General features: G+C 70.4%; 17 protein-coding genes and 2 tRNA genes. 12 read left to right on the top strand and 7 right to left on the bottom strand.

Annotation, left to right across the window (positions count from 1 at the left end):
• Positions 1–72: 72 nt before the first annotated feature.
• Entirely contained in the window at positions 73–1,356 is a 1,284-nt protein-coding gene (locus tag KBX71_RS09125) for a glycosyltransferase 87 family protein (protein ID WP_210817536.1), read from the bottom strand.
• 72 nt (positions 1,357–1,428) lie between these two features.
• Here KBX71_RS09125 and orn point away from each other — a divergent pair, with 72 nt between their 5' ends.
• Positions 1,429–2,019 (top strand): oligoribonuclease, encoded by a 591-nt coding sequence (orn, locus tag KBX71_RS09120; RefSeq protein WP_124817552.1) that lies wholly within the window; start codon positions 1,429–1,431, stop codon positions 2,017–2,019.
• Between the two features lie 112 nt (positions 2,020–2,131).
• Positions 2,132–2,207: transfer RNA gene (locus tag KBX71_RS09115), tRNA-His, on the top strand.
• 110 nt (positions 2,208–2,317) lie between these two features.
• Here KBX71_RS09115 and KBX71_RS09110 read toward each other — a convergent pair.
• A complete protein-coding gene (locus KBX71_RS09110; RefSeq protein ID WP_210817535.1) occupies positions 2,318–3,604 on the bottom strand; it encodes an Ig-like domain-containing protein in 1,287 nt (428 codons plus the stop codon).
• Positions 3,605–3,856: 252 nt separating this feature from the next.
• A complete protein-coding gene (locus KBX71_RS09105; RefSeq protein WP_210817534.1) occupies positions 3,857–5,119 on the bottom strand; it encodes an Ig-like domain-containing protein in 1,263 nt (420 codons plus the stop codon).
• Positions 5,120–5,306: 187 nt separating this feature from the next.
• On the opposite strand from KBX71_RS09105, the gene KBX71_RS09100 reads away from it, so the two are divergent.
• Positions 5,307–5,382, top strand: a tRNA-Lys gene (locus tag KBX71_RS09100).
• 151 nt (positions 5,383–5,533) lie between these two features.
• On the opposite strand, the gene KBX71_RS09095 is transcribed toward KBX71_RS09100, so the two are convergent.
• The 4 genes from KBX71_RS09095 to KBX71_RS09080 are packed head-to-tail and all read right to left on the bottom strand — an operon-like array spanning position 5,534 to position 8,872.
• The gene (locus KBX71_RS09095) at positions 5,534–6,751 is read right to left on the bottom strand and encodes a site-specific integrase (protein ID WP_210817533.1); all 1,218 of its coding nucleotides are present in this window, start codon (positions 6,749–6,751) and stop codon (positions 5,534–5,536) included.
• Positions 6,752–6,754: 3 nt separating this feature from the next.
• A complete protein-coding gene (locus tag KBX71_RS09090; RefSeq protein ID WP_210817532.1) occupies positions 6,755–6,964 on the bottom strand; it encodes an AlpA family transcriptional regulator in 210 nt (69 codons plus the stop codon).
• The gene (locus KBX71_RS09085; RefSeq protein ID WP_210817531.1) at positions 6,961–8,178 is read right to left on the bottom strand and encodes a TRM11 family methyltransferase; all 1,218 of its coding nucleotides are present in this window, start codon (positions 8,176–8,178) and stop codon (positions 6,961–6,963) included. Before KBX71_RS09085 ends, KBX71_RS09090 begins: the two co-directional genes overlap by 4 nt.
• A complete protein-coding gene (locus tag KBX71_RS09080; protein WP_210817530.1) occupies positions 8,171–8,872 on the bottom strand; it encodes a hypothetical protein in 702 nt (233 codons plus the stop codon). The genes KBX71_RS09085 and KBX71_RS09080 overlap by 8 nt, the downstream gene beginning before the upstream one ends.
• Positions 8,873–9,590: 718 nt before the next feature.
• On the opposite strand from KBX71_RS09080, the gene KBX71_RS09075 reads away from it, so the two are divergent.
• The 9 genes from KBX71_RS09075 to KBX71_RS33600 all read left to right on the top strand — a co-directional run bounded on the left by KBX71_RS09075 (position 9,591) and on the right by KBX71_RS33600 (position 21,089).
• Complete coding sequence (locus KBX71_RS09075) at positions 9,591–10,424, top strand: hypothetical protein (RefSeq protein ID WP_210817529.1); 834 nt, start codon at positions 9,591–9,593, stop codon at positions 10,422–10,424.
• 376 nt (positions 10,425–10,800) lie between these two features.
• Positions 10,801–11,151 carry a pilin gene (locus tag KBX71_RS09070; RefSeq protein WP_247683120.1) on the top strand — a complete coding sequence of 117 codons (351 nt, stop codon included), beginning with the start codon at positions 10,801–10,803 and terminating at the stop codon, positions 11,149–11,151.
• A gap of 422 nt (positions 11,152–11,573) precedes the next feature.
• Positions 11,574–13,427: a hypothetical protein gene (locus tag KBX71_RS09065; protein ID WP_210817527.1), complete on the top strand. Its 1,854-nt coding sequence runs from the start codon at positions 11,574–11,576 to the stop codon at positions 13,425–13,427.
• Positions 13,428–13,433: 6 nt separating this feature from the next.
• Positions 13,434–14,384 carry a PrgI family protein gene (locus tag KBX71_RS09060; RefSeq protein WP_210817526.1) on the top strand — a complete coding sequence of 317 codons (951 nt, stop codon included), beginning with the start codon at positions 13,434–13,436 and terminating at the stop codon, positions 14,382–14,384.
• Complete coding sequence (locus KBX71_RS09055) at positions 14,381–16,141, top strand: VirB4 family type IV secretion system protein (protein ID WP_210817525.1); 1,761 nt, start codon at positions 14,381–14,383, stop codon at positions 16,139–16,141. Before KBX71_RS09060 ends, KBX71_RS09055 begins: the two co-directional genes overlap by 4 nt.
• Before the next feature lie 28 nt (positions 16,142–16,169).
• Positions 16,170–17,585 (top strand): hypothetical protein, encoded by a 1,416-nt coding sequence (locus KBX71_RS09050; protein ID WP_210817524.1) that lies wholly within the window; start codon positions 16,170–16,172, stop codon positions 17,583–17,585.
• A complete protein-coding gene (locus KBX71_RS09045) occupies positions 17,582–19,183 on the top strand; it encodes a type IV secretory system conjugative DNA transfer family protein (protein WP_210817523.1) in 1,602 nt (533 codons plus the stop codon). The genes KBX71_RS09050 and KBX71_RS09045 overlap by 4 nt, the downstream gene beginning before the upstream one ends.
• 47 nt (positions 19,184–19,230) lie before the next feature.
• Positions 19,231–20,067, top strand: coding sequence for a replication-relaxation family protein (locus KBX71_RS09040; protein WP_210817571.1), 837 nt, complete (start codon positions 19,231–19,233; stop codon positions 20,065–20,067).
• Positions 20,055–21,089, top strand: a complete 1,035-nt coding sequence (locus KBX71_RS33600) for an NlpC/P60 family protein (protein WP_307847014.1) — start codon at positions 20,055–20,057, stop codon at positions 21,087–21,089. The genes KBX71_RS09040 and KBX71_RS33600 overlap by 13 nt, the downstream gene beginning before the upstream one ends.
• The last annotated feature ends 279 nt before the right edge of the window (positions 21,090–21,368 follow it).

Below are 21,368 nucleotides of genomic sequence, written 5' to 3'. Positions count from 1 at the left end.
GCCGACGCGGAGGGCCACTCTCACCGGGGGATCGGTGCTACCCGAGCGACGCTTGAGGTAGATGAGGACAGGTTAGCGCCGAACATGGCTACTCGGGAGGTCTGTCCAATTGGTGCGATTTTCCACACCGAGCTTCGGACGCACCGGCAACGCCGCCAGCAGCAGCAGACTGAGCAGCACGTAGGTGTTCTGCACGACGAAGTCCACCGGGTCGTGAGTGTGGACCGGTCCCGCGCCCCATGCCTGGAACGTCACCACGCCGTAGATGGTCACGGCGGTGATGCCCAGCGCGAGCCCGGCCAACCACCGCCGTCGGCGCACCTCGTCCGGGCGGTCGGCGCTCAACGCCGCGTCGGCGAGCAGCACCACCGCCGGCACGAACCAGTAGATGTGGTGGGTCCAGGTGATCGGGCTCGCCAGGGAACCGACCAACCCCGTCAACGTCAGGCCCGTCAACGGGTCACCCGCCCGCGCCGCGCGGGCGGCCCGCCACAGCCCGTAGGCGGCGACCACGGCGACCACCAGCAGCCAGAGCAGCCGGTCCGGCTTCTCCGGCTCGGTGAACCGGCTGAGCAGACCGAACAGCGACTGGTTGCCGACGATGTCGGTGCGTCCCACCCGCTCGGTGGTCCACAGCTCGTGCGTCCAGAACCGCCACGAGTCCCGTGGGGCGATCGCCGCCGCGAGCAGGGTCGCCGCCGCCGCGGTCGCGCTCGCCACTGCGGCGGCCCGCCACCGTCGCGTGGCCAGCAGGTACACGATGAAGATGCCGGGAAAGAGCTTGAGCGCCGTCGCCAGCCCCACGCCCACCCCGGCCCAGCGTCGCGCCTGCGGTACCGCGAACAGCAGATCGGCCAGAATCAGCACGACCAGCAGCATGTTGATCTGGCCGAAGGTGATCGTCTCGCGGATGCTCTCCACCGCCAGCACCAGCAGTACGGCGGCGATCAGGGTGAACGTGCGGGGCAGGTCGTGTCGGGCGATCACCGGCGACACCAGCCACCGGGTGGTCAGGACGACGGCCAGCACGGTGAGCGCCGTGAAGATCGCCACGGTGGCGCCGAGCCGCAGCAGACCGAACGGCCACAGCAGCAGCGCGCTGAATGGCGGGTAGGTGAAGAACAGCTCGCCCTGCACCCGGTCAGGTTGGACGTAGTCGTAGAGCGGGTGACCGACGCGCCACCAGTCCATCGCGGACATGTAGATCTTGAGATCGAAGAAGTTGTGCACGAGGCCGGGCAGGTAGAGCGCTGGCAGCACAGCGCCGAGGGCCACCACCGCGACCAGGCGACGGACCGTACGGCCGCCGGGATCGTCTTCGGTGACGGCGGGCGGTGCGACGGGTTCTGCTGGCACCCCGAAACCCTAGCGGGCCGGCCCGCCGAGAGCGCGCAGCCGCGGGGCGCGGGCTGCGCGTAGGCTGTCCCGGTGGCTGATCTCCTCGTCTGGATCGACTGTGAGATGACTGGGTTGGACCTCGGCAGGGACAAACTGATCGAGGTTGCGGCACTGGTCACCGATCCCGACCTCAACGTGCTGGGTGACGGTGTCGACGTGGTTATCCACGCCGACGAGGCGGCACTGGAGGGGATGCCGGAGATCGTGCAGACCATGCACGCCAAGTCCGGCCTCACCGAGGAGGTCCGCCGCTCGGCAGTCACCCTCGCCGAGGCCGAAGACCTGGTCCTGGACTACGTCCGCACCTTCGTGAAGGATCCGCGTACGGCTCCGCTGTGCGGCAACTCCATCGCCACCGACCGGGGCTTCATCGCCCGGGACATGCCCCGCCTCGACGCGCACCTGCACTACCGGATGATCGACGTGTCGTCGATCAAGGAACTCTGCCGCCGCTGGTACCCCCGCGTGTACTTCGGCCAGCCGCAGAAGGGTCTCGCGCACCGGGCGCTGGCCGACGTCCGGGAGAGCATCCGGGAGTTGGAGTACTACCGGCGCACGATCTTCGTTCCGCTGCCCGGCCCGGATGTCGAGACCGCCAAGGCCATCGCCGCCGAACTCTGACCACGGCAGCTCCTCTCGGGGAGCAGGGAACCCGCTGGACGAGGCGCGCTGTGGTGTGGCTATTATTGATCCGCACCCCGCCCGGAGCGATCGACCGGGCGACGGCGGCGTGGTGGCTGTAGCTCAGTTGGCAGAGCACCGGGTTGTGGTCCCGGTTGTCGGGGGTTCAATTCCCCTCAGTCACCCCACTGGTTTCACCACTCAGGCCCCCTCCTCGGAGGGGGCCTGAGTCGTTGTGGGGGCAGAATGGGGGACCACGCGAAAGCCCCCTCCGAGGAGGGGGCTTTCGTCGGCTGGCTCAGGCGGTCGGCGTGGCGGACGGGGTGACCGCCCCGTCCGGGGTCGGCGTGGCGTCCGGGTCGGCCGGAGGCTCGTACGGGAGGGCGCTGCCCTTCACGTACTCGTCCCAGCTCACGTTCCAGTCCGTCCAGCCGTTGCCGTTCTGCAGCTTGCGCTCGGTGCCCTTCACCGTGATCGGATCGCCGATCTGGGTGTTCTTGAAGAGCCAGTCGCCGTTGGCCATCGACACGTTCACGCAGCCGTGCGACACGTTCGTGGTGCCCTGCTGGCCCTCGGACCAGGGTGCCGCGTGAATGAACTCCCCGCCCCAGGTGAGGCGCTGCGCGAAGTCAATCTTGGTGCGGTAACCCTCCTCCGGGCCCAGCTCCTCGAACGTGTCGAAGACCGTCTTGCGCAACTTCTCGATCACGACCATGGTGCCGCTCGACGACGGGGTGCTCTTCTTGCCCAGGCTGACCGGGATGGTCTTGACCACGGAGCCGTTGCGGGTCACCGTCATCCGCTTGGTCTTGTTGTCGACAGTCATGACCACCGACGCGCCGATCTTGACGTCCACCGAGAGGTCGGCGCGGCCGTACCAGTCCTCACCCATCGGCAGGCCGCCCGCCTGGACCCGGTAGGAGACCTTGCTGCCGGTCTTCCAGAACACCTTCGGCCGGAACCGGATCTCGGTGGGGCTGACCCAGTGCCAGATCCCCTCCTGCGCCGGCGTCGAGGTGACAGTCATCCGGCGCTGCACGTCGTCGCGGAAGTCCTCCGGGATGGCCCGGCTGAACTTCACGATCAGCGGCATGCCCACGCCGACCACCTGGTTGTCGCCGAGGAAGCTGCTCACGCGTACCTGATTGCCGGGCTTGGCCATGGTGGTGAAGGTGCTGGTCGTGGTGGCCGGACGCCCGTCGTCGCCGGTGGCGGTCACCGTTGCCGTGTAGCTCGTGCCGTACGCCAGCGCGCCGGCCGGCAGCCAGGACTTGCCGTCCTTGGCGACGGCGCCCTCGACCGCCTTGCCAGCGGCGTCCTTCAGCTCGACAGCGGTCTCCACGGCGTCCTTCGTGGTGAAGGTGATGCCTGTGGACGCCGGCACGTCCTTGGCGTCGGCCGCCGGCTCACTGATCGTCGCCGCGGCCTTCGGCGCCGGGTTCTCGCCACCGCCGTGCCACGAGGACGGCTTACCGCCGTCGTCGGTACAGGCGGAGGTGAAGGCCAGCGCCACGGCGAGAAGCCCCGCCGCGAAGACGCGGCGTCGCCCACCGGGCCTGATCAGCTGGTCCTGGCTAGCTCGCATGAATTCCCTCACAAGTCGTGGTCGCTGCCCCATCGTCTCCTACTGACGCGCCAGAGCCGGCCCCGGTTGCCGAGGGTGAACCGAAACACGCCATCAATAGTGCCCGAATTCTGCTACTATCCGGCGTTTCGTGAGCCTGGTTCGTCTCCGTACCGGGATTGCGGGGGTCGGCGCGCCGATGTCGCGCGGCGGGAGAGTGCAAGGGTACGCCGGCCCCGCCAACGGCAGGGCCGGCGCAACGGAGCCGACGGCTCAGACCGCCGGGCCGGCCCCACCGCTGGGCACCGGCAACGCGCTGCCCTTGATGAACTCCGACCAGCTCAGACTCCACGCCGTCCAACCGTTGCCGGCGGCGATCCTGCGCTCGGTTCCCTTGATCGTGATCGGATCGCCGATCCGGGTCTTGTCGAACAACCACCTGGCGTTCGCCATCGACACGTTCACGCAGCCGTGCGAGACGTTCCGCCGCCCCTGCACGTGCTCCGACCAGGGCGCGGCGTGGATGTACTCGCCACCCCAGGTGAGCCGCTGGGCGAACTGGATGTCGGTCACGTAGCGGTTGGCCGGGTCCGGATCGTCGCGGGTGTCGAAGACAGTGGCTTCCTTCTTCTCCATCACGACCATCGTGCCGCTCGACGACGGCGTGCTCTTCTTGCCCAGACTCACCGGAATGGTGCGCACCGCCGCGCCGTTCTCGTACACAGTCATCTTCTTGTTGGCGTTGTCGACCTTCATCTCGAACGACCGGCCGATCTTCGCGGTGGCCTTGCGGTCGATGTCGCCGTACTTGCCGTTGCTCAGCGGCACCCCCGCCAGGGCGATCCGCACGGTGATCGTGGTGCCCGGCTTCCAGTACTCCGGGGCCCGGTAGTACGCCTGCGTGCCGTTGCTGACCCAGTGCCACGCGCCCGGCTGCGGCGGGTCGGTCTGGACGAACATCCGCTTCTGGACCGCCGCCCGGTCCTTCTTCGGGATGCCCGGGTGGAACTCGGTGACCACCGGCATGGCCACGCCGTAACTCTTGTCGTCGAAGAGGTACAGGCCCGACCCGATCGTCGACTTCGGCTTGGCCATCGTGGTGAAGCTGCTGGTGCCCTGGCTGCTCGTGCCGTCCGACGCGCTCGCCGTCACAGTGGCCGTGTAGCGGGTGCCCCACTTCAGCGGGGTGGACGGCACCCAGGACGAACCATCGGTACGCAGCTTGCCCTGGATCGAGCCCCCGCCGTCCGCCGTCAGGGTGACCGCGGACACCTTCCCGCCGTCCGGGAGCTTCGCGCTGATCTCCGTGCTCACCGGCCTGTTCTTCGTGCCGTTCGCCGGGCTCAGCGTGAGCGCCGGTCCGCCCGGTGTGCCTGGCGTCGAAGGTGCGGCCGAACCAGGAGTGACGCTCACGTCCGAGGACGCCCCGCCAACGAATTCCGGCTTCTTCTCGTCGCCGCCGCATCCGGTCAGTGCCAGCGACGCCGCCAGAGTCAGGGCGCCCACCACCGCCCCGGCTCGCGTGAACCGTGCCATGCCCACCTCTGTTCTCGCGTACCTGGCGGACATCGTGCCGCATCACCGCCGCAACCCACGCCCCGATCTTGGCGACCGTGGTCGGTTTGGGGCTTTTTGCCGGCAAAGCTCGACCGAAGGGGGGACCCGGGTAACCGAATTGGAGCCCGCGTTGGAGGGGTGCTAATGTTCTCTCCGTTGCCGACGAGCGCCGCTAGCTCAACTGGCAGAGCAGCGGACTCTTAATCCGCGGGTTCGGGGTTCGAGTCCCTGGCGGCGCACCAATTTAAGGCCCTGACCAGCAAAAAGCTGGCCAGGGCCTTAATGGTTGTCTATGTAGTTTCGAACCCTCCCCCGAAAACCCCTCAGTAACGGCCGGGGCGATCAGGTTCGGCAGGCCGGGTGGTAGGCGTACCAGCCGCCAACCGCCCCCGGCTACCCGGTCGGGGCCGGGCCAGGGTTGCGGGGTTCGGAATCACCTGGCTCCGGCCTGCCCCCGAGCTGTTCGAGGATGGCAGAGCTGTCGGGGGCAAGGGCTGGCTTGACGATGTAGTGCTTCTTGGTGGTCTCCTTACTTCCGTGGCCGAGCTGCGCGGCGGCGCTGTCGGTGTTGGCCTCCTTGTCGATCAAGGTGGCAACGGTCTTACGGAACGTGTGGGGAGTGACCCATTCAAGGCCGGTCTCAGCGCGGGCTGCACGCCACTGACGGCGAACGTTGGGCGGAGACAGCCAGGTGCCACGTCGGGAGGGGAAGATCGCGTCGTTGGGGTCGGCGGCGGCGCTGAGCTTGCGCTCCAAGAGCATCCCGACGGCGAATCGTGGCAGGACGACTGACCGGTAACCGGCATCGCTCTTTGTCCATTCCTGCCGGAAGAAGCCTTTGCCCTTGATGTAGATGATGGTGCCGCAGATAGTGAGGATGGGATGTTCGGCGGCGAGGTCGGCGTCTTCCCACCGCACTGCCAGGATCTCGCCGATGCGGGCGCCGGTGGCGAGCATGAGGTCAACGATGTCGGCCAGGTCGCTCGTAGGCCGAGGCCCCGACTTGCCCGGGGTTGGCTGCTGCCACCTCCGGATCGCCGAACGGACGTCGTCCAGTTGCTCCCGATCAAGCGCGACGACCCTCTTGCGGGGCTTTCGTAATTGGCCGGTGTCGCGGATGGGGTTTGTCGTGAGCGCACCCCGACGGACGGCAAGGGCGAACATCTGGCCGAGGACGACCTTGGCGCTCTTGGCGGCTGAGGGACGGTCCTCGGCGATCCTCCGCAGGAACTTGTCGAGGCGGCCTGCGCTGGCCTCGCGGATCCGTAGTTCACCCAAAGCCGGCACGATCGAGACGCGCACGCTGATCTCGTACCTGCTGATGCTTTGCAGCGATACCCGTTCCTCTGCGGCTATCTCCTCCAGCCACAGAGCGGCGAGCGTGCTGACGTGCGTCTCCCTGGTGATTTCGTCGTCGTTAGGGGCGACACGGTCGCGGACTTTGACTTTGAGCGCCCGTATGGCGGCGGGGGCGGTGGTGCCGGTGGCCTCGACGTCGCGGGTCTTGCCGTCGTGGTCGCGGTATCGGGCTCGGGCGCAGTACCGGTTGGGGCCGAGCTTCTCGGTACGGATCGTGCCCAAGGTGCCGATGGGTAGGGGAGGTCGGGCCATGGCTCAGCGCTCCGGGTCGGTGTGGTCGTCGAGCCAGCGTTCGACTTCACTGCGCCGGTAGCGCAGGGTGTTGCCGACCCGGATGGCGCGAGGTCCCTTACCTCGGCTGTGCCAGGCGTAGAGGGTGTTCTTCGGCTTGCCGAGCCAGCCCGCTACGTCATCGATGGTTAGGAGGGGGTCGGGCCGCCACTCGGCGGCGGTCGGGGCGCTCATGGCTGGTCTGCCGTGGCGGACGAGCCTGTCTGCGGGCGTGGTGTGTCGGGGCCGGCGGGTCGCTGGTGGGCGGTGGTGTGTGGGTGGGGCGGGCACGGTTCGGGTGTCCTTTCAGCATCCCGGCCCGGGTGGGGCCGGTGGTCGGTGGCGCTGCCGCCGGGGTTGGCGGGGTGCGCCGGGTGTGCCCGTCGATCCACGCTGGCGGGGGTTGAGGTATCAAGCCCGTGGCCGGCGCGCGGTGCGGCGAGGGTGGACCCGCTCTGTGCGGAGTCGCGCGGGTTGTGGTGCGACCCGCCGAGCTGGAACAGCAGAAGGTCTTCGTGCTGGATGAGCCATTGCGGGTCGCCGGTGTTGATGGCGTCGCGGACGTTCTTCATTTGGAAGAACGAGGTCCGCGGCACCAGTACGCCGTTTCGGACTCCGGCGATGAGCGCGATGAGTTCCTCGACCAGGGCCAGTCCGGCGGCGAGTCCGGCGGCGGCGACCATGCCGGGGATGTCGATGAGTTCCCCGCGTCGCCGGTAGGGGCGGGCGGTGACCGCGACGTATCCGCCGGGCTGAAGTACAGCGGCGCAGCCGGTGAGGATCTGGGTGAATCCTTCGGCCAGTTCGGCGTGTTCGGTGTAGGCGAGGTTCCCGGCGTCGGCACCGTACCGGTGGTGGATCTTGCGGACCTTGCCCCTTCGCGGGCCGGGGGTCCGTACGTGACCGTGGGTGGATGACCCGTACGGCGGTGAGGTGATGACCAGCGAGACCCGGCCGTGGACCTCGCTCGGGAGCAGTGCGGGTAGCCGGCGGGCGTCGCCGGTGTAGATCTCGCCGGTGCCGGTGGCGCCTTGGCTGGTGGCGAGGCGGATGTTGTCGGCGGCGTGCTGCGCCCACCGGTTCTCGTACTCGACGCCGATGCCCTGTCGCCCGAGGTGCATGGCCTCTACGAGGGTGGTGCCGATGCCGGCCATCGGGTCGACCACCAGGTCGCCGGGCTGGGTGTAGGTGGCGGTGAGGTAGCGGGGGATGGTGGGCAGCATCTTGCCCGGGTGCTCCATGGAGGCCGTGGTGTACCGGCCGCGCCGCAGATCGCGGGAGGCGGTCTGCCCGGTCAGCAGGACCGAGCCCTGCACCCCGTCGGCGATGAGGGCGAACAGCCGCCCGACGTCGGTGGCGTCGAGGTCGAGGCCCGGGGCGGAAGCGTCGGTAGAGGTGGGCTCACGCATCGGTGTCCTCCTGGTCGAGGGTGGTCGCCGTGAACGCCAGGACGTCCATGTGGGTGTGAAGGTGCCGCCCGTTCAGGAGCGCGGGCGGGGTGCTCGCGGCGGCGGCCGCGTCGGCGCGCGGGTCGTGGGCCGGGAGCGGGACCACGAGCACAGGGATGTGCTGGTGGTAGCGCAGCCCGGCGATGCGGGCGGCGCTGATGACGGTGCTGCGCCGCGAGATCCGACCTGGCTCAGGCGCGCGGGCGGGTAGCGCGACGAGGACGAAGCCGCCGGGGCGCAGTAGCCGGTGCCACAGGTGCATCGCCTCGGCGATGTCGTGCACACCGAGGTCGTCGCCGCCGGGCCGGGGTAGTCCGGCCAGCAGCAGCGCGACGGCATCCTCTGCGAGGCAGCGGGCGCGGGCGGGCCGGTCGTCGGTGACCCCGGTCTGGTCACCAACGGTGGTGATGGTGGCCGGATGGCGGTGCAGGTACCGGGCGGCATTGGCGACGGTTGGGCAGTTGTCGAGGTCGGCCACGAGGTCGCCATCGCGGGTGTAGTGCCGGATGAGCCAGGCGAGGCGTTGCGGGTCGATTCCGTGCCAGGCTGCCGAGTCGACCAGCGGCGTATCACGGCGGTGGGCGGGGACGAGGAACAGCCCGACGGGTGGGCGTTCGGTGTGGGGCTCGGGGTGGTGCGAGTGGGTCTGCGGCATGGGTGGTGGGCCACGTCCGCCGACAAGCGCTGACACAAAGGGAATACAGATCCGGGCCTCGATTTGGAGGACGCCGTTGCGACCACCGGTCGCCGAGCCCGCCGCACCGGGCGTGTTCAACCCCGATGAACAAGATCAGCTAAAGGTTGAACACGCAGGTCCGAGGTTGAACACCGCCACCAGCAGACCACGGAACCTATCGAAGTCTATAACTGTCGCGGCGGTGTCGCTCCGATGGCGAGCCAGACGCCGCAAGGTGCCCCTCCCGGTGCCGTGAACAAGTTCGACGCCTCGGCTTGAACAAGATCGACTTTGCGTCGGGATGCCTTGAACAGGCTTCACCCACCAGTCAACAATTTGCCGCCGACCATGAACACCTCTTGCCCGCACCGTCCACGCGGGTCTTTCTCGCCTCGACGCCTCCGGATGCGTTCATGGCCGACGGAGCCCCTCGCCGAGGCGGGCGATAGGCCCGGCGAGCGGCGGTTGAACGGGCAGCCACAAGGCTGCACACACCGGCGAGCACCGGCCGCGCGCTGGTTGACCGGCGCATCGAGGGCCGTCATCGACGCCTCGGCCGATCACGCTGTGTTCAACCTGAAACAAGATCATCAGTGTTCAAGATGTGTTCAACCGCCCTGGTGGCGTGGGTGCTGCACCGCCGACCGGCCTCCGATCGCCGGTCCGGCATCCCCGCTCACCATCAGGGAGTACACCCATGTCTGCGAACACTCGCCCGATTACCGGCCCGCTCGCCGGACACCCAGGATCGCGGCCTGGTGCGCCGCTGCTTGACGCGATCGACTACCGGTTCCGGCTGCGCGGCGAAGGCCCCCAGCCGCAGGCGGTCGACGGCCGGCAGCTCGGGCACGGCCTGCCGCGCCGCACCATCGCGTTGACCGAGCTGTCGGCGATCCTCATGCACCCCTCCTGCGGCGCCGCGGCGCAGGACGCCGCGTGGAGGTACCTCGTCACCCGAGCCCGCACCGGCGGCGAGCCGTGGATCGTTGGCGCGGTCGGGGTGGCCCTGCCCGGCTTGCGGCACCGGGCGCACCTGCTGTCGAAGCTGTCGTCCGGCGACCTGCACGCCGCGCTGATCGAGGCATTCCTCAAGGCGCTGCACACCGTCAACATCGGCCAGCCGGGCATCGTGAACGCCCTACTCAACGCCGCGTTCTCCGGCGCTCGTTCCGCGCTGCGCGGGCAGGAGCCGGCCGCGTCGGGGGAGGCGAACTTCGCGCCCGGCTCGGCGCTGCCGCCCGCCCCATACGGCCACCCGGACCTGGTCCTGGCCCGCGCGGTGCGTCTCGGGGTGATCACCGTCGCCGAGGCGGACCTGATTGGCGGGACGTTCCTGGAGGACACCAGCCTCGCCGCGTACGCCGAGCGCAACGGCTTGCCCCGGTGGGGTGTCTACAAGCGGCGCAGCGCCGCCGTCGAGCGGCTCGTCGCGGCGATCCGATCCGGTGCGCTCAGCGACCCGACCGCCGACGTCATCGCCGAAGCCACCGGGATCACCGCACCGCAGGCGGCACCCGTCCGCCGCCCGTGACCCACCTCCGCTGAGCTGTGCTTCTCCAAATCGGCCCTCGGATTTGTATTCCCCTAGTGCGGGACTTCCCCGCCTAGGTGACCTCCCCGGCCGGCCCCGCTGACGGCGCTGACACACCGTTCGCCCGGCCCACCACACCTCTGTGAGGAGGACGGCCCCCGCGCCGGTCGGAACTCCTGGTCACCACGTGCGGCTCGATTCGCCCCCGCCTCTGTCACCCACCGCGCCGCAATCGAGCCCCGCCACGCCCCGGGGCCGGTTGCGGCCCAAGCCCGGAGGTGTTCCACCCATGAGCAGCAAGCCCACTCGCGAACCCCCGTCGCGGCGCAAGCCGCCCCGGCGTCCTCGCCGACCCCGACTGCACCCCTCTGACTGGATGCTCTACCAGGCCACCCGCCTGATCCCGGTCCTGATCGTGGTGGCCGCAGTCCTGAGTACCGTCATCGTGCTGGGCGACACCGCCGCCTACGCCGCCGAGCCCCAGGAGCCGGCAGGCCCGGAATCCATCGAAACCGTAATCAACAACATTCGGGCCTGGCTGGTCGGCATCCTCGTCGCCGTCGCGACTCTGTTCCTCACGGTCGGTGGCCTGCGCTACCTCGCCGCCAACGGCGACCCCAGCGAAACCGAAAAAGGCAAGCTCGCGATGAAGTCCGCCGCGATCGGCTACGCCTTGGCCCTGCTGGCGCCGCTGTTCGTCACCATCGTCGGCGAGTGGGTGAAGTAACCATGACCCCGACCCGGACACGCGCCGCCCGAGACACCGCCAGCCTCCCACGACTGGCCCTGGCACTGCTGCTCGGCGCGGGACTCGCCGGTGGGATCGCTGTCGCGGCCACGCCCGCGCTGGCCGAACCCGCACCAGCGCCCGCGCCGGGCGTGCCTACCCCTGGTATCCCGCCGTCACCGGACGGCCCGATCCCCATCCCCACTCCGACACCGAGCCCCATCGGTCCGCCGCCGACCAGCACCCCAACACCAACACCAACACCAACACCAACACCAACACCAACACCAACACCAACCCCGACGCCGGACCCGTCACCTGGTACCAGCCCGACGACACCGCCAGCCACGTCGACCGATGACCCGGCCTGGTACGACATTCCCGGTCAGATCCGTAAAGGGATCAACGACTTCTTCGCCTGGATGGTCGAGACCGGCCTGGCTCCGGTCATGGACACCCTCGGCAAGACCGTCCTGTCGACCCCGGACCTGACCGACAACGAGCAGGTCAAGACGATCTGGACGACGAGTCTGGTCATCGCCAACACGGTCTTCGTGCTGTTCGTGATCGTCGGCGGGTTCGTCGTGACCTCGCGGGAGACCCTGCAAAGCCGGCACGGGCTCAAGGAGATCCTGCCGCGTCTGCTGATCGGCGGGGTCGGGGCGAACCTGTCGCTGCTGCTCTGCGCGAAGATCCTCACCGTCGTCAACGCGCTGACGGCCGCGATTGCCGGTCAAGGCGTCGACGGTCCGGCCGCCGCGACCGCGCTCACCCAAGCATTGACCAACGCCAGCCAGGGCAACAATTTCCTGCTGACGTTGATGATCCTCGCGGCGCTGGTGATGGCCATCGTGGTCGTGCTGACCTTCATCCTGCGCGTGGCGGCCATGATTTTGCTGATCGGGGTGTCGCCGCTCGCGTTGATGTGCCATGCCACCCCGCAGACCGAGGGCCTGGCCTACACCTGGTGGCGGGCGTTCGGGGCGTGCCTGGGCATGCAACTCGCCCAAGCCTTCATCATGCTGGCCACCATCCGGGTGTTCCTGACCCCAACCGGACCGGCGGTCCTCGGCCTCCCGATCACCACCGACGGATTTCTCGGCATCGGGGTCTGCCTGACGATGCTGTGGGTCCTCATCAAACTGCCGGGCTGGATGAAGCAGTTCATCCTCGGTCCGCTCGGTCAGTCCCGCGGCCGGGGTCTGCTCGGCCAACTCGTCTCGACCTATCTGACGTTCAAGACCCTCGGGTTGGCGGCCGGTGCGCTGGGCGGATCGAAGGCCGCCGGACGGACGGCGGGGACGGCCGTCCGTGGAGGCGGGACGGCACCCCGTCCCGGTCTCGGTCGTCCCGGACCGGGCCGTCCGCCCCGCCCCGGCACGCCGCGCCCACCCCGTCCGCCCCGGTCGGGACCGTCCGGGCCGTCCCCGGTGCCCGCCGGTCCGGCAGCGTTCAGTCACGCCCCGTCCGTCCACACGCCCCTCGCTCAGCCCGCCGGAACCACGACCGCTCCGGCGTTCAGTCACACCGAGCCGCCCGCCACCGCCGGCCCGACGGGTGCCGTCCCGCCCACCGGGTTCTCGGCCACGCCGAGCCCGCAACCGGCACCGCCCGCCTCGGTGTCGCCCAGTGCGGTGTCGTTCAGCCACCCGCCGACCACCTTGGCCCCGGCCGCGATCAGAGACGCCACCGGCTCCGCACCGGCCTCCACCAGGGCGCCGGCGGTGGTGTTCTCGGCGGCACCGCCGGCCCAGACCGCACCGAAGCGGCCTCCAGCCCCGGTCACGCCGACGTTCTCGACCGCGCCGGCGACACCTGCTCGGCCGCGTCCCACAGCGGCGAAACGAGCACCAGCCACGCCCGCGCGCACGCCACCGGCCGCCGGTGCTAACCCGGCCACCCCGCCACGAGTCACCCGGACCGCCGCCCCGACACCGCGACCGACCCCGACACCCAGACCGGCCCCGGCTGCCCGTCCGTCCCCGTCCGTGCGGGCGGCGGTCCCGTCCCCAGCAGCCCGTCCCGCCCCAGCCACCCGGACGGTCCCGGTGGCCGGTCCGTCCCCGACCGCCCGGCCGTCCCCGTCCGTGCGCCCGGTGGTCCCGCCCCCGACCCCCCGTCCCGTCCCCATCCCGGCTCCGACTCCGGCACCCGCACCGCCTCGCGACCCCGCCCCTGCGGCAACGCAGCGCGCGGAGCCGCCCGCCCGTCCGCTGCGCCCGGCCACGCCCAGCAGCTCGGAGCGTCCCGTCCGTCGCCGTCCCCGACAGGAGTGATCACCGATGCCACGACGAACGTTCGATGAGCCGTTAAGAGCACGAGTGCCGGCCGATGTGGAACGACCCGACCGGATCGTGTTCGGTCTGACCCTGCGCCAGGTGGTCGTTCTGACCGTTACCGCGCTGATCCTCTACGCGGTCTGGACCGCCCTCGCGACGGTCGTCAACCCGCTGTACTTCATCGCCGGGACGATCCCGGTCGCCGGGGCGGCGTTCTTCCTCGCGGTCGGCCGCCGCGACGGGATCAGCCTCGACACCTGGCTACTCGCCGCGATCCGGCACCGCCGCACCCCGCACCGCCTCGTCCCCACCGACGAGGAAATCCGCCCGGCCCCGCCATGGATGGCAACCACCGGGGGGCGCGGTGACAAGCTGCCACTCCCGGCACCGCTGCGTCTGCCCGCGACGGGCATCATCGCCGACGGGTTGATCGACCTCGGGCCGGACGGCACCACCGCACTGGTGTCGGCCTCCACGGTGGCGTTCGGGCTTCGCTCACCCGGCGAGCAGAACGGCCTCGTCGCCGGGTTCGCCCGCTGGTTGAACAGCCTCGACGCCCCGACCCAGATCCTCGTACGGGCACAGCGCGTCGACTTGACCCACGTCGCCGACCGCATCGAGCGCCGCGCCCCGGCCCTGCCACACCCGGCGCTGGAAGAGGCGGCCCGATCGCACGCCAGGTTCCTCGACGAACTCGCCACCGGGCGGGAGTTGCTGCACCGGCAGGTGACCATCGCCGTACGCGGGCGGCGTGGCCCCGGCCACACCGCCCACCAGGCGCGGGAGGCGGTGCGTGCCCTGGCCGGCTGCGAGGTCACCGCGACGGTCCTGGACGACTACGACACCCAGACAACCCTTGCCGCTTGCCTCGACCCGGCCGCCCCCAACCCCGCGTGGGCGGGCGCTGGCATCCGAGAGCTACGGCGTGACCTGCAGGACGGTGACGACGCATGAAGCTGCCCAATTTCTCCCGCAGCCGCCCGGCGACCGCGACCGGCGGGGTGCTGCCCGGCAGCCCTGACGCCGTCGAGGTCGGTGGCAGGTCCGTGCACGTGGGGGAGAACTACTCGGCGACCCTGGCGGTGACCGGCTACCCGGCCGAGGTCGGTGCCGGCTGGTTGGAGCCGATCCTGTCCTATCCGGGCCGGGTCGACGTCGCTCTGCACATCGAACCCGTCGCCCCGGTCGTCGCCTCCGACCGGCTGCGTAAGCAGCGCGGCCGGCTGGAGTCCTCACGGCGCTCGGACGCGGGGAAGGGGCGTCTTGATGACCCGGAGTTGGACGCCGCCGCGGCGGACGCCGCCGAGCTGGCCGCGCGGGTCGCCCGAGGCGAAGCCCGACTGTTCCGCCTCGGCCTGTACCTGACCGTGCACGCCAACACCGAGACCGACCTCACCGACCGGGTGGCGGAGGTGCGAGCCTTAGCGTCGTCGCTGCTGCTCGATGTGGCCCCGGCGACGTGGCGGCAGTTGCAGGGCTGGATCACCAGCCTGCCCCTGGCCGTCGACAGCCTCGGCATGCGCCGGGTGTTCGACACCGACGCCCTCGCCGCGAGCTTCCCGTTCACCAGCCCAGACCTGCCGGTCACCGCAGGGGATGCCGGCATGGGTGTGCTCTACGGTCTGAACCTCGCCTCCGCCGGGGTCGTGGTGTGGGATCGGTGGGCGCAGTCGAACTTCAACGCCGTCATCCTGGCCCGCTCCGGTGAAGGCAAGTCCTACCTCGCCAAGCTCGACCTGCTGCGCAACCTCTACCTCGGGGTCCAAGCGTTCGTGGTCGACCCCGAAGACGAATACCTCAAGCTGGCGGAAGCCGTCGGCGGAACGATCATCCGCCCCGGCGCGCCCGGCGTGCGGATCAACCCCCTAGACCTGTCTGCCGCTGACGGCGGTGATGCTCTGTTCCGGCGGACCCTGTTCATGCAGACGTTCGTCGCGGTGCTCACCACCGGTGACAACACCGCCGCCGCCCTCGACCCACACGATGTCCCGGTCCTCGACGCGGCTGTCCTGGCCGCGTATCGGGCGAAGGGCATCACCACCGACCCGCGTACCTGGCGACGTCCCGCTCCGCTGCTGGCGAATGTGGCGCAGGCGTTGACGGAGATCGGCGAGGCCGGGCGGACCCTCGCCGCCCGTCTGCATCCGTATGTGTCCGGGTCGTTCGCCGGCCTGTTCGACGGGCCGACGACCACCGCCCCGCAGGGGCACTTGGTGGTGTACGCGATCAAGGACCTGCCCGACGAGCTGAAGCCGGTCGGGACGCTACTGACACTGGACGCGATCTGGCGCACGGTCGCCAACTCATCGCCGCCGGATGTGCGGCGCATGGTGCTGGTCGATGAGGCGTGGCTGATGCTGCGCGCCGGGCTCGGCGCGAAGTTCCTGTTCCGTCTCGCCAAATCCGCTCGCAAGTACGGGGCCGGGTTGACCGTGGTCACCCAGGACGCCGCCGACGTGCTCGGCACCGAAGTCGGCCGCGCCGTGGTCAGCAACGCGGCCACGCAGGTGCTGCTACGCCAGGCACCCCAGGCCATCGACGCGGTGACCGAGGCGTTCGGGCTCACCGACGGGGAGCGGGCCTTCCTGCTGTCCGCGGCACGCGGAGACGCGCTCCTCGCCTGTGGCAACAGCCGGGTCGCGTTTCACAGCCTCGCCTCCGACGTCGAGCACCAACTCGTCGTCACCGGCCCCACCACCGGCTGCCACTGAACCTCAGCTGACCTCCTGGGAGTCTGCCATGTCCACTCCACTGCCCTCGCTCGTCGCGCCATCGCCCACCACCACACCGTCACCCATCCCTGTGTCGCCGTCCGCGACCTGCGTACCCGGCCACGACGGCATCCCGGACTCCATCATCGGGCACCTTATGTGCGGCACCTGGGCCGACAACGCCCCCGCAGCGACGGCGGTCTTCGTCAGCGCGCACTGGCCGCTGCTGCTACTTGGCCTCGCCGCGCTCGTCGCCGCATGGCTCGGGTGGGCGTGGTGGCGGCGGCGCGTGTGGCGTCGCCACGCCGGGCAGGCCCGCTGGTTGGAGATCGTCCCGCCGGTGTCGGCGACCCCCGCCGCGACCGTCGGACTGTGGCGGTTGCTCGCTACGGCGTTGCCCGCATCGAGTCGGTGGTCGTGGCGCCCGCACCGCCTCGTCTGGGAGGTCCAAGCCGACCCGCGCGGCATGCGCTGCGGTCTGTGGCTGCCCCCGGGCGTGAACCCGACCGCCGTGCTCCGGCTGCTGCAACGCGCGTGGCCCGGTGCCCGCGCCGAACAGACCCGCCCACCGGCCTTCGCACCCGGTAGCCTGGTCGCCGCCGTGGCGCTGCTGCCGACCCAGCCGGAGTGGCTACCGCTGGTGGACGACGCCGCGCCGAGCCGGGGCCAGCGGTGGGAGGCCAGTGCGCCGCCGGAGGAGGACCGGCTCCGGGCGGTGTATGACGGGCTCGCCGCCGCCGGCCGCACCGGCGGCGGACTGCTGCAGGTCCACGTCACCCGCGCCCCCGCCCGCCGCGTCGCCGGGCTACGCCGCGCCACCACCCACCCCAACCGTGTCCGCCGCCCCCGCAGCGGCGCGTCCCGCGCAATCGGCCTGCTCGCAGACGGCCTCCGGGCGCTGATCATCGGAGTCCTCGACCTGGTGACGCCCGGTCCGACCACCCGCAAGCATCAAACCAACCGCGCGGACCCGTACCTGGCCGAGCTGGCGCGCCAAGCGCGCGGAAAGCTGGCCGCCGCCCCGCACCTGCTTGTCGCGGTGCATGCCACCACCACCGGCCCGACCGTCGCGGCGGCCCGCGCTGCCGCCGCCGACATCACCTCCGGTTTCGGGCTGCTCTCACCGCACTTCGCGCGCCGCCGGCTCCGCCGCGCCCAACCCACCGCGACCTGGCGGTGGGTACCCGCCTCCCGGATGACCCTCGCCTCGGTGGACGAGGCCGCCGCCCTCGCCGGGCTGCCCGCCGAGCCGTCCGCGCACGGCATGCCCGCCGCCGCATCACGCCGCCGCCCCGCCAGCCGCGACGTCTTCACCGCCGCACCTGCGGCAGACAAAAGCCGCTCGAAGCGCCGCCCGGCCTCCGACCCTCCCGCCCCGGCCTCCGTCCCGGGCCCGGACAACCTGGCCGACGGCGACCCGCCGACTGTGTGGAGCACGCCATGACCACCGCCCACAGCCCACCTACACCAGCCAACCGAGAACAGCGCCGCCTCCATCTCGTACCGCCGGCCGAGCGGGGCGGTCTACCCGGGAAGGTCATCGGCGTCGCCAACTCCGGCCCCGCCGTGCGGGTCGGGATCGCTTTGGAGGATTGCCGCCATCACCTGCATGTCTGCGGTCCGACCGGCACCGGTAAGACCAGTCTGTTGTTGCGGATGATCGCCGATGACGTCGAAGCCGGGCGCGGCGTCGCCGCGTTCGACCCCGCCAAGGGCGACCTGATCCGCGATCTGCTCGACGTGCTGCCGACCGACTGCGGGGACCGCCTCGTGATCGTGGACCCCGACGAGCGCTTGGCCCCGCCGGCGATCAACCTGCTCGACCCGGCCGTGCACGGTGGCACCGCGCACGACGTGGCCGCCGCCGTCACCTCCGTCATGTCGAAGGTGTGGGCGCGGTGGTGGGGTCACCGTACCGCCGACATCTGCTACCACGGTCTGCTCACCCTGGCTCACCTGCCCGGTTCCACCCTGGCGCAGCTCCCACGTCTGCTCTCGGACAGCAAGTGGCGGGCCGGGCGGGTCCGGACGGTCACGAACCGGCTGGGGGCGTGGGAGGGCAACACCCTCGGCGAGTTCTGGGAAGGCTTCGACGGCCTACCCGCCGGGCAACGCGCCGGCCTGGTAGCGCCGTTGCTGTCGCGCCTGCGCCTGGTCCTCGCGCACCCCCTCGCGAGTGCCCTTTTCGGGGTGCCGGCCACGACGTTCCGGTTCGCCGACATCCTCGACGGCGGCGTCCTGCTCGCCCGACTGCCCAAAGGGGTCCTCGGGGAGGACGGCACCCGACTCATCGGCTCCCTGCTGTTGGCGGGGTTGTGGCAGGCCACCGCCGCCCGCGCCCGTATCCGTGAGGCCGACCGGCTCGACGCCAGCATCGTGCTCGACGAGTGCCACAACTTCCTGCACCTGCCCATCGGCATCGACGATGCCCTCGCCGAAGCCCGCGGCCTGCGCACCTCCTTCGTCCTCGCCCACCAGTACCTCGGCCAACTGTCCGGGGACATGGCCGAGGCGATCGACGCCAACGCCCGCAACAAGGTGTACTTCGCCCTCGCCCCGAAAGACGCCGTCGATCAAGCGCATCACGTGCGGCCGTACCTCGATCAGGGTGACCTGATGCGCCTGGGTGGCTACGAGGTGGTGCTGCGGCCGGTGGCCGGCGGGCGGGTCGTTCCTCCGGTCACCGCGGACACCATCGCCCCACCCAAGCGGATCCGAGGCCGAGCTGCCGAGCTGCGCCGGCTGGCTCGGGAGCACACCGGTCTGCCGATGGGTGAGCGTCGGCAGTTACTCGCCGACGCGGCCACCGGCGACTCGGATACCGACCTCGATGTCGGTGGTGTCGGCGCCGGTGACGGCACTGGTCTGGCGCTCGGTCGGAACACCTTCGCTGTTCATGGGGCGGGTTCACTAGAGGGTTCTAACGAGGGGTCCAACGAGGACTCCAACGACCGGGAACGCTCGCCTGAATCCTCGCCCATAAACGCGTCATATCCGCTGGTGGATGACGGTGAGGAGGACTGGTGGACCGGAACCGACTGATAAGAGATATCCCTCCTACCGGTACACCAGCTGCCAGCAGCTCTCGCCTGACGGCGTCCGTCGTCGCCGGTGAACTCGCTCGTCTCACCCCCCGCGACCGTCTCCTCCTCGACCTGCTCGACCAGCACTCCACGTTCACCACCGACCACCTGGCCCAGCTCGCGTTCGGCTCGGTCGGCCGTGCCCGCAATCGGCTCAACCTGCTGTACGCGCGAGACATCCTCGACCGGTTCCGCCACTATCAACGGCCCGGCTCGCAATCCTGGCGGTGGACCCTCGGCCCGGTCGGCGCGGCCCTGCTCGCGGCCGGACGAGGTGCGACGATGCCGCGCCCGGCCGCTGTGCGCGACAACACCGCCCGGCTGGCCATGTCTCCAAGGTTGAACCACCTCCTCGCCACGAACGGGTTTTTTGTCGCGCTCACCGCGCACGCCCGGGACCGGTCCGGCGTCCGGTTGGGGCGGTGGTGGAACGAGACGCGCTGCCGTGAGGCCACCGGCAACCTCGTCCGCCCGGACGGTCACGGCGTGTGGGTCACCGGCGGGCGGGCGGTGCCGTTCTGGCTGGAGATGGACCTCGGCACGGAGACCGTGGGCCGGGTCGCTGACAAACTCACCGGCTACGCCGACCTCGGCCCCCGCCGCGCGTACCCGGTGCTGTTCTGGCTACCGACCGCCGTCCGGGAGGCCAACCTGCACGCGCACCTATCCCGGGCCGGGGTGCCGGACGGCGTGAGCGTCGCGACCGGTACCGACGACTACGCCGCCGCCCACGGTGGCCCCGCCGGGCCGGTATGGCGCGTCCCTGGCGACCCGGCACAGGTCACCCTGGCAGACCTGCCCGGCATCACGGTCCCGGGGGATGGTGCGCCGTGGGACGGGTGATTTCGTGGGCGGTTGGTGCGGTGGTGGTCGTGCTGGTGGTCATCGTCGCGGCTGGGGCCGGGGCGGTCGTGGGGGTGTTCTCCGGTGGTGGCGGTGCTGGCAGATGCCGGGCCACCGTCACCACCCCCGGTACGGCCCCGGACGGACTCACGGCCGAACAGGCGAGCAGCGCCTCGGCGATCGTGGCGGTCGGGCAGCGTATGAGCGTGCCGCCGCGCGGGTGGGTGATCGCCGTAGCGACCGCGCTGCAAGAGTCCAACCTGGTCAACCACGGGCACCTCGGCCCGGCCAACGATCACGACTCCTTGGGCCTGTTCCAACAGCGACCGTCGCAAGGCTGGGGCACCCCCGAACAGGTCACCAATCCCGACTACGCCGCCAGCAAGTTTTACGAGCGCCTCCAACGGGTGCCCCGGTGGGAGGAGCTGCCGCTCACCGACGCGGCGCAAGCCGTGCAACGCTCCGCGTACCCGGACGCCTACGCCCCACACGAGGCCCGTGCCGCCGCCATCGTGGCCGGATTTACCGGCGGTGTCGTCTGCGACGGTGGCGACGGCCTACCGCCCGACGTGGCCGCGTCCCTACCGCCGGGGTTCACCCTTCCGGCGGGCACCCCGCCGCCGGTCGTGACCGCGATCGGGTGGGCGCTCACCCAACTCGGCACCCCGTACACCTTCGGCGGTGACTGCACCGACCCGCACGCGGGCATCCCCCGGCGACAGTGCGACTGTTCCTCGCTCATGCAACAGGCGTACCGGGCGGCCGGGGTCACCATCGGGCGCACCACGCGCGACCAGGTACACGAGGGCACCCCGATACCCGGGGTCGCGCACCTACGCCCCGGAGACCTGATCCTGATCCCCGGCAGCGACGGCACCCGCGCCGACCCCCGACACATCGGCATGTTCATCAGCTCCGGTCTCATCGTGCAAGCCCCCAAAACCGGTGACGTGGTACGCATCAGCAAATTGTCAGGATGGGCCGACCAGGTAGCGGCAATCCGGCGCATCGTGCCGAGCTGAGAAGAGGCGAATAAAGGACCTGCTAAAGAGTCGCCGAACAGTTATACGAGGCGGGAAGACGTGAAGTGATTTTTGCCACAGTCCATCGAGGAGGATCGCTCGATGGTTGGCCGGTGCGACTGACGCCCGAGACCCGTCGGGTCGATTCCGATCCCATCCGGGCTATGTTCGCCCTCTACAGTGGACCCACGCCGACGCGCCGTGCACGCCTGCCGGATCGTCAACCACACCGGCGCACCCGTGACCGGCGAACGTCCGGTAGCGGCGACCACAGCGCCC

The organism is Micromonospora sp. D93, from assembly GCF_018070365.1.
Taxonomy (GTDB): domain Bacteria; phylum Actinomycetota; class Actinomycetes; order Mycobacteriales; family Micromonosporaceae; genus Micromonospora; species Micromonospora ureilytica.
This window is presented reverse-complemented; position numbering and strand designations above follow the sequence as displayed.

Bases quoted from the DNA above. Each gene is read 5' to 3' on its own strand.
- KBX71_RS09110 (WP_210817535.1), bottom strand. From the start codon at position 3,604: ATGCGAGCTAGCCAGGACCAGCTGATCAGGCCCGGTGGGCGACGCCGC.
- KBX71_RS09105 (WP_210817534.1), bottom strand. From the start codon at position 5,119: ATGGCACGGTTCACGCGAGCCGGGGCGGTGGTGGGCGCCCTGACTCTG.
- KBX71_RS09095 (WP_210817533.1), bottom strand. From the start codon at position 6,751: ATGGCCCGACCTCCCCTACCCATCGGCACCTTGGGCACGATCCGTACC.
- KBX71_RS09090 (WP_210817532.1), bottom strand. From the start codon at position 6,964: ATGAGCGCCCCGACCGCCGCCGAGTGGCGGCCCGACCCCCTCCTAACC.
- KBX71_RS09085 (WP_210817531.1), bottom strand. From the start codon at position 8,178: ATGCGTGAGCCCACCTCTACCGACGCTTCCGCCCCGGGCCTCGACCTC.
- KBX71_RS09080 (WP_210817530.1), bottom strand. From the start codon at position 8,872: ATGCCGCAGACCCACTCGCACCACCCCGAGCCCCACACCGAACGCCCA.
- KBX71_RS09075 (WP_210817529.1), top strand. From the start codon at position 9,591: ATGTCTGCGAACACTCGCCCGATTACCGGCCCGCTCGCCGGACACCCA.
- KBX71_RS09070 (WP_247683120.1), top strand. From the start codon at position 10,801: ATGCTCTACCAGGCCACCCGCCTGATCCCGGTCCTGATCGTGGTGGCC.
- KBX71_RS09065 (WP_210817527.1), top strand. From the start codon at position 11,574: ATGGTCGAGACCGGCCTGGCTCCGGTCATGGACACCCTCGGCAAGACC.
- KBX71_RS09060 (WP_210817526.1), top strand. From the start codon at position 13,434: ATGCCACGACGAACGTTCGATGAGCCGTTAAGAGCACGAGTGCCGGCC.
- KBX71_RS09055 (WP_210817525.1), top strand. From the start codon at position 14,381: ATGAAGCTGCCCAATTTCTCCCGCAGCCGCCCGGCGACCGCGACCGGC.
- KBX71_RS09050 (WP_210817524.1), top strand. From the start codon at position 16,170: ATGTCCACTCCACTGCCCTCGCTCGTCGCGCCATCGCCCACCACCACA.
- KBX71_RS09045 (WP_210817523.1), top strand. From the start codon at position 17,582: ATGACCACCGCCCACAGCCCACCTACACCAGCCAACCGAGAACAGCGC.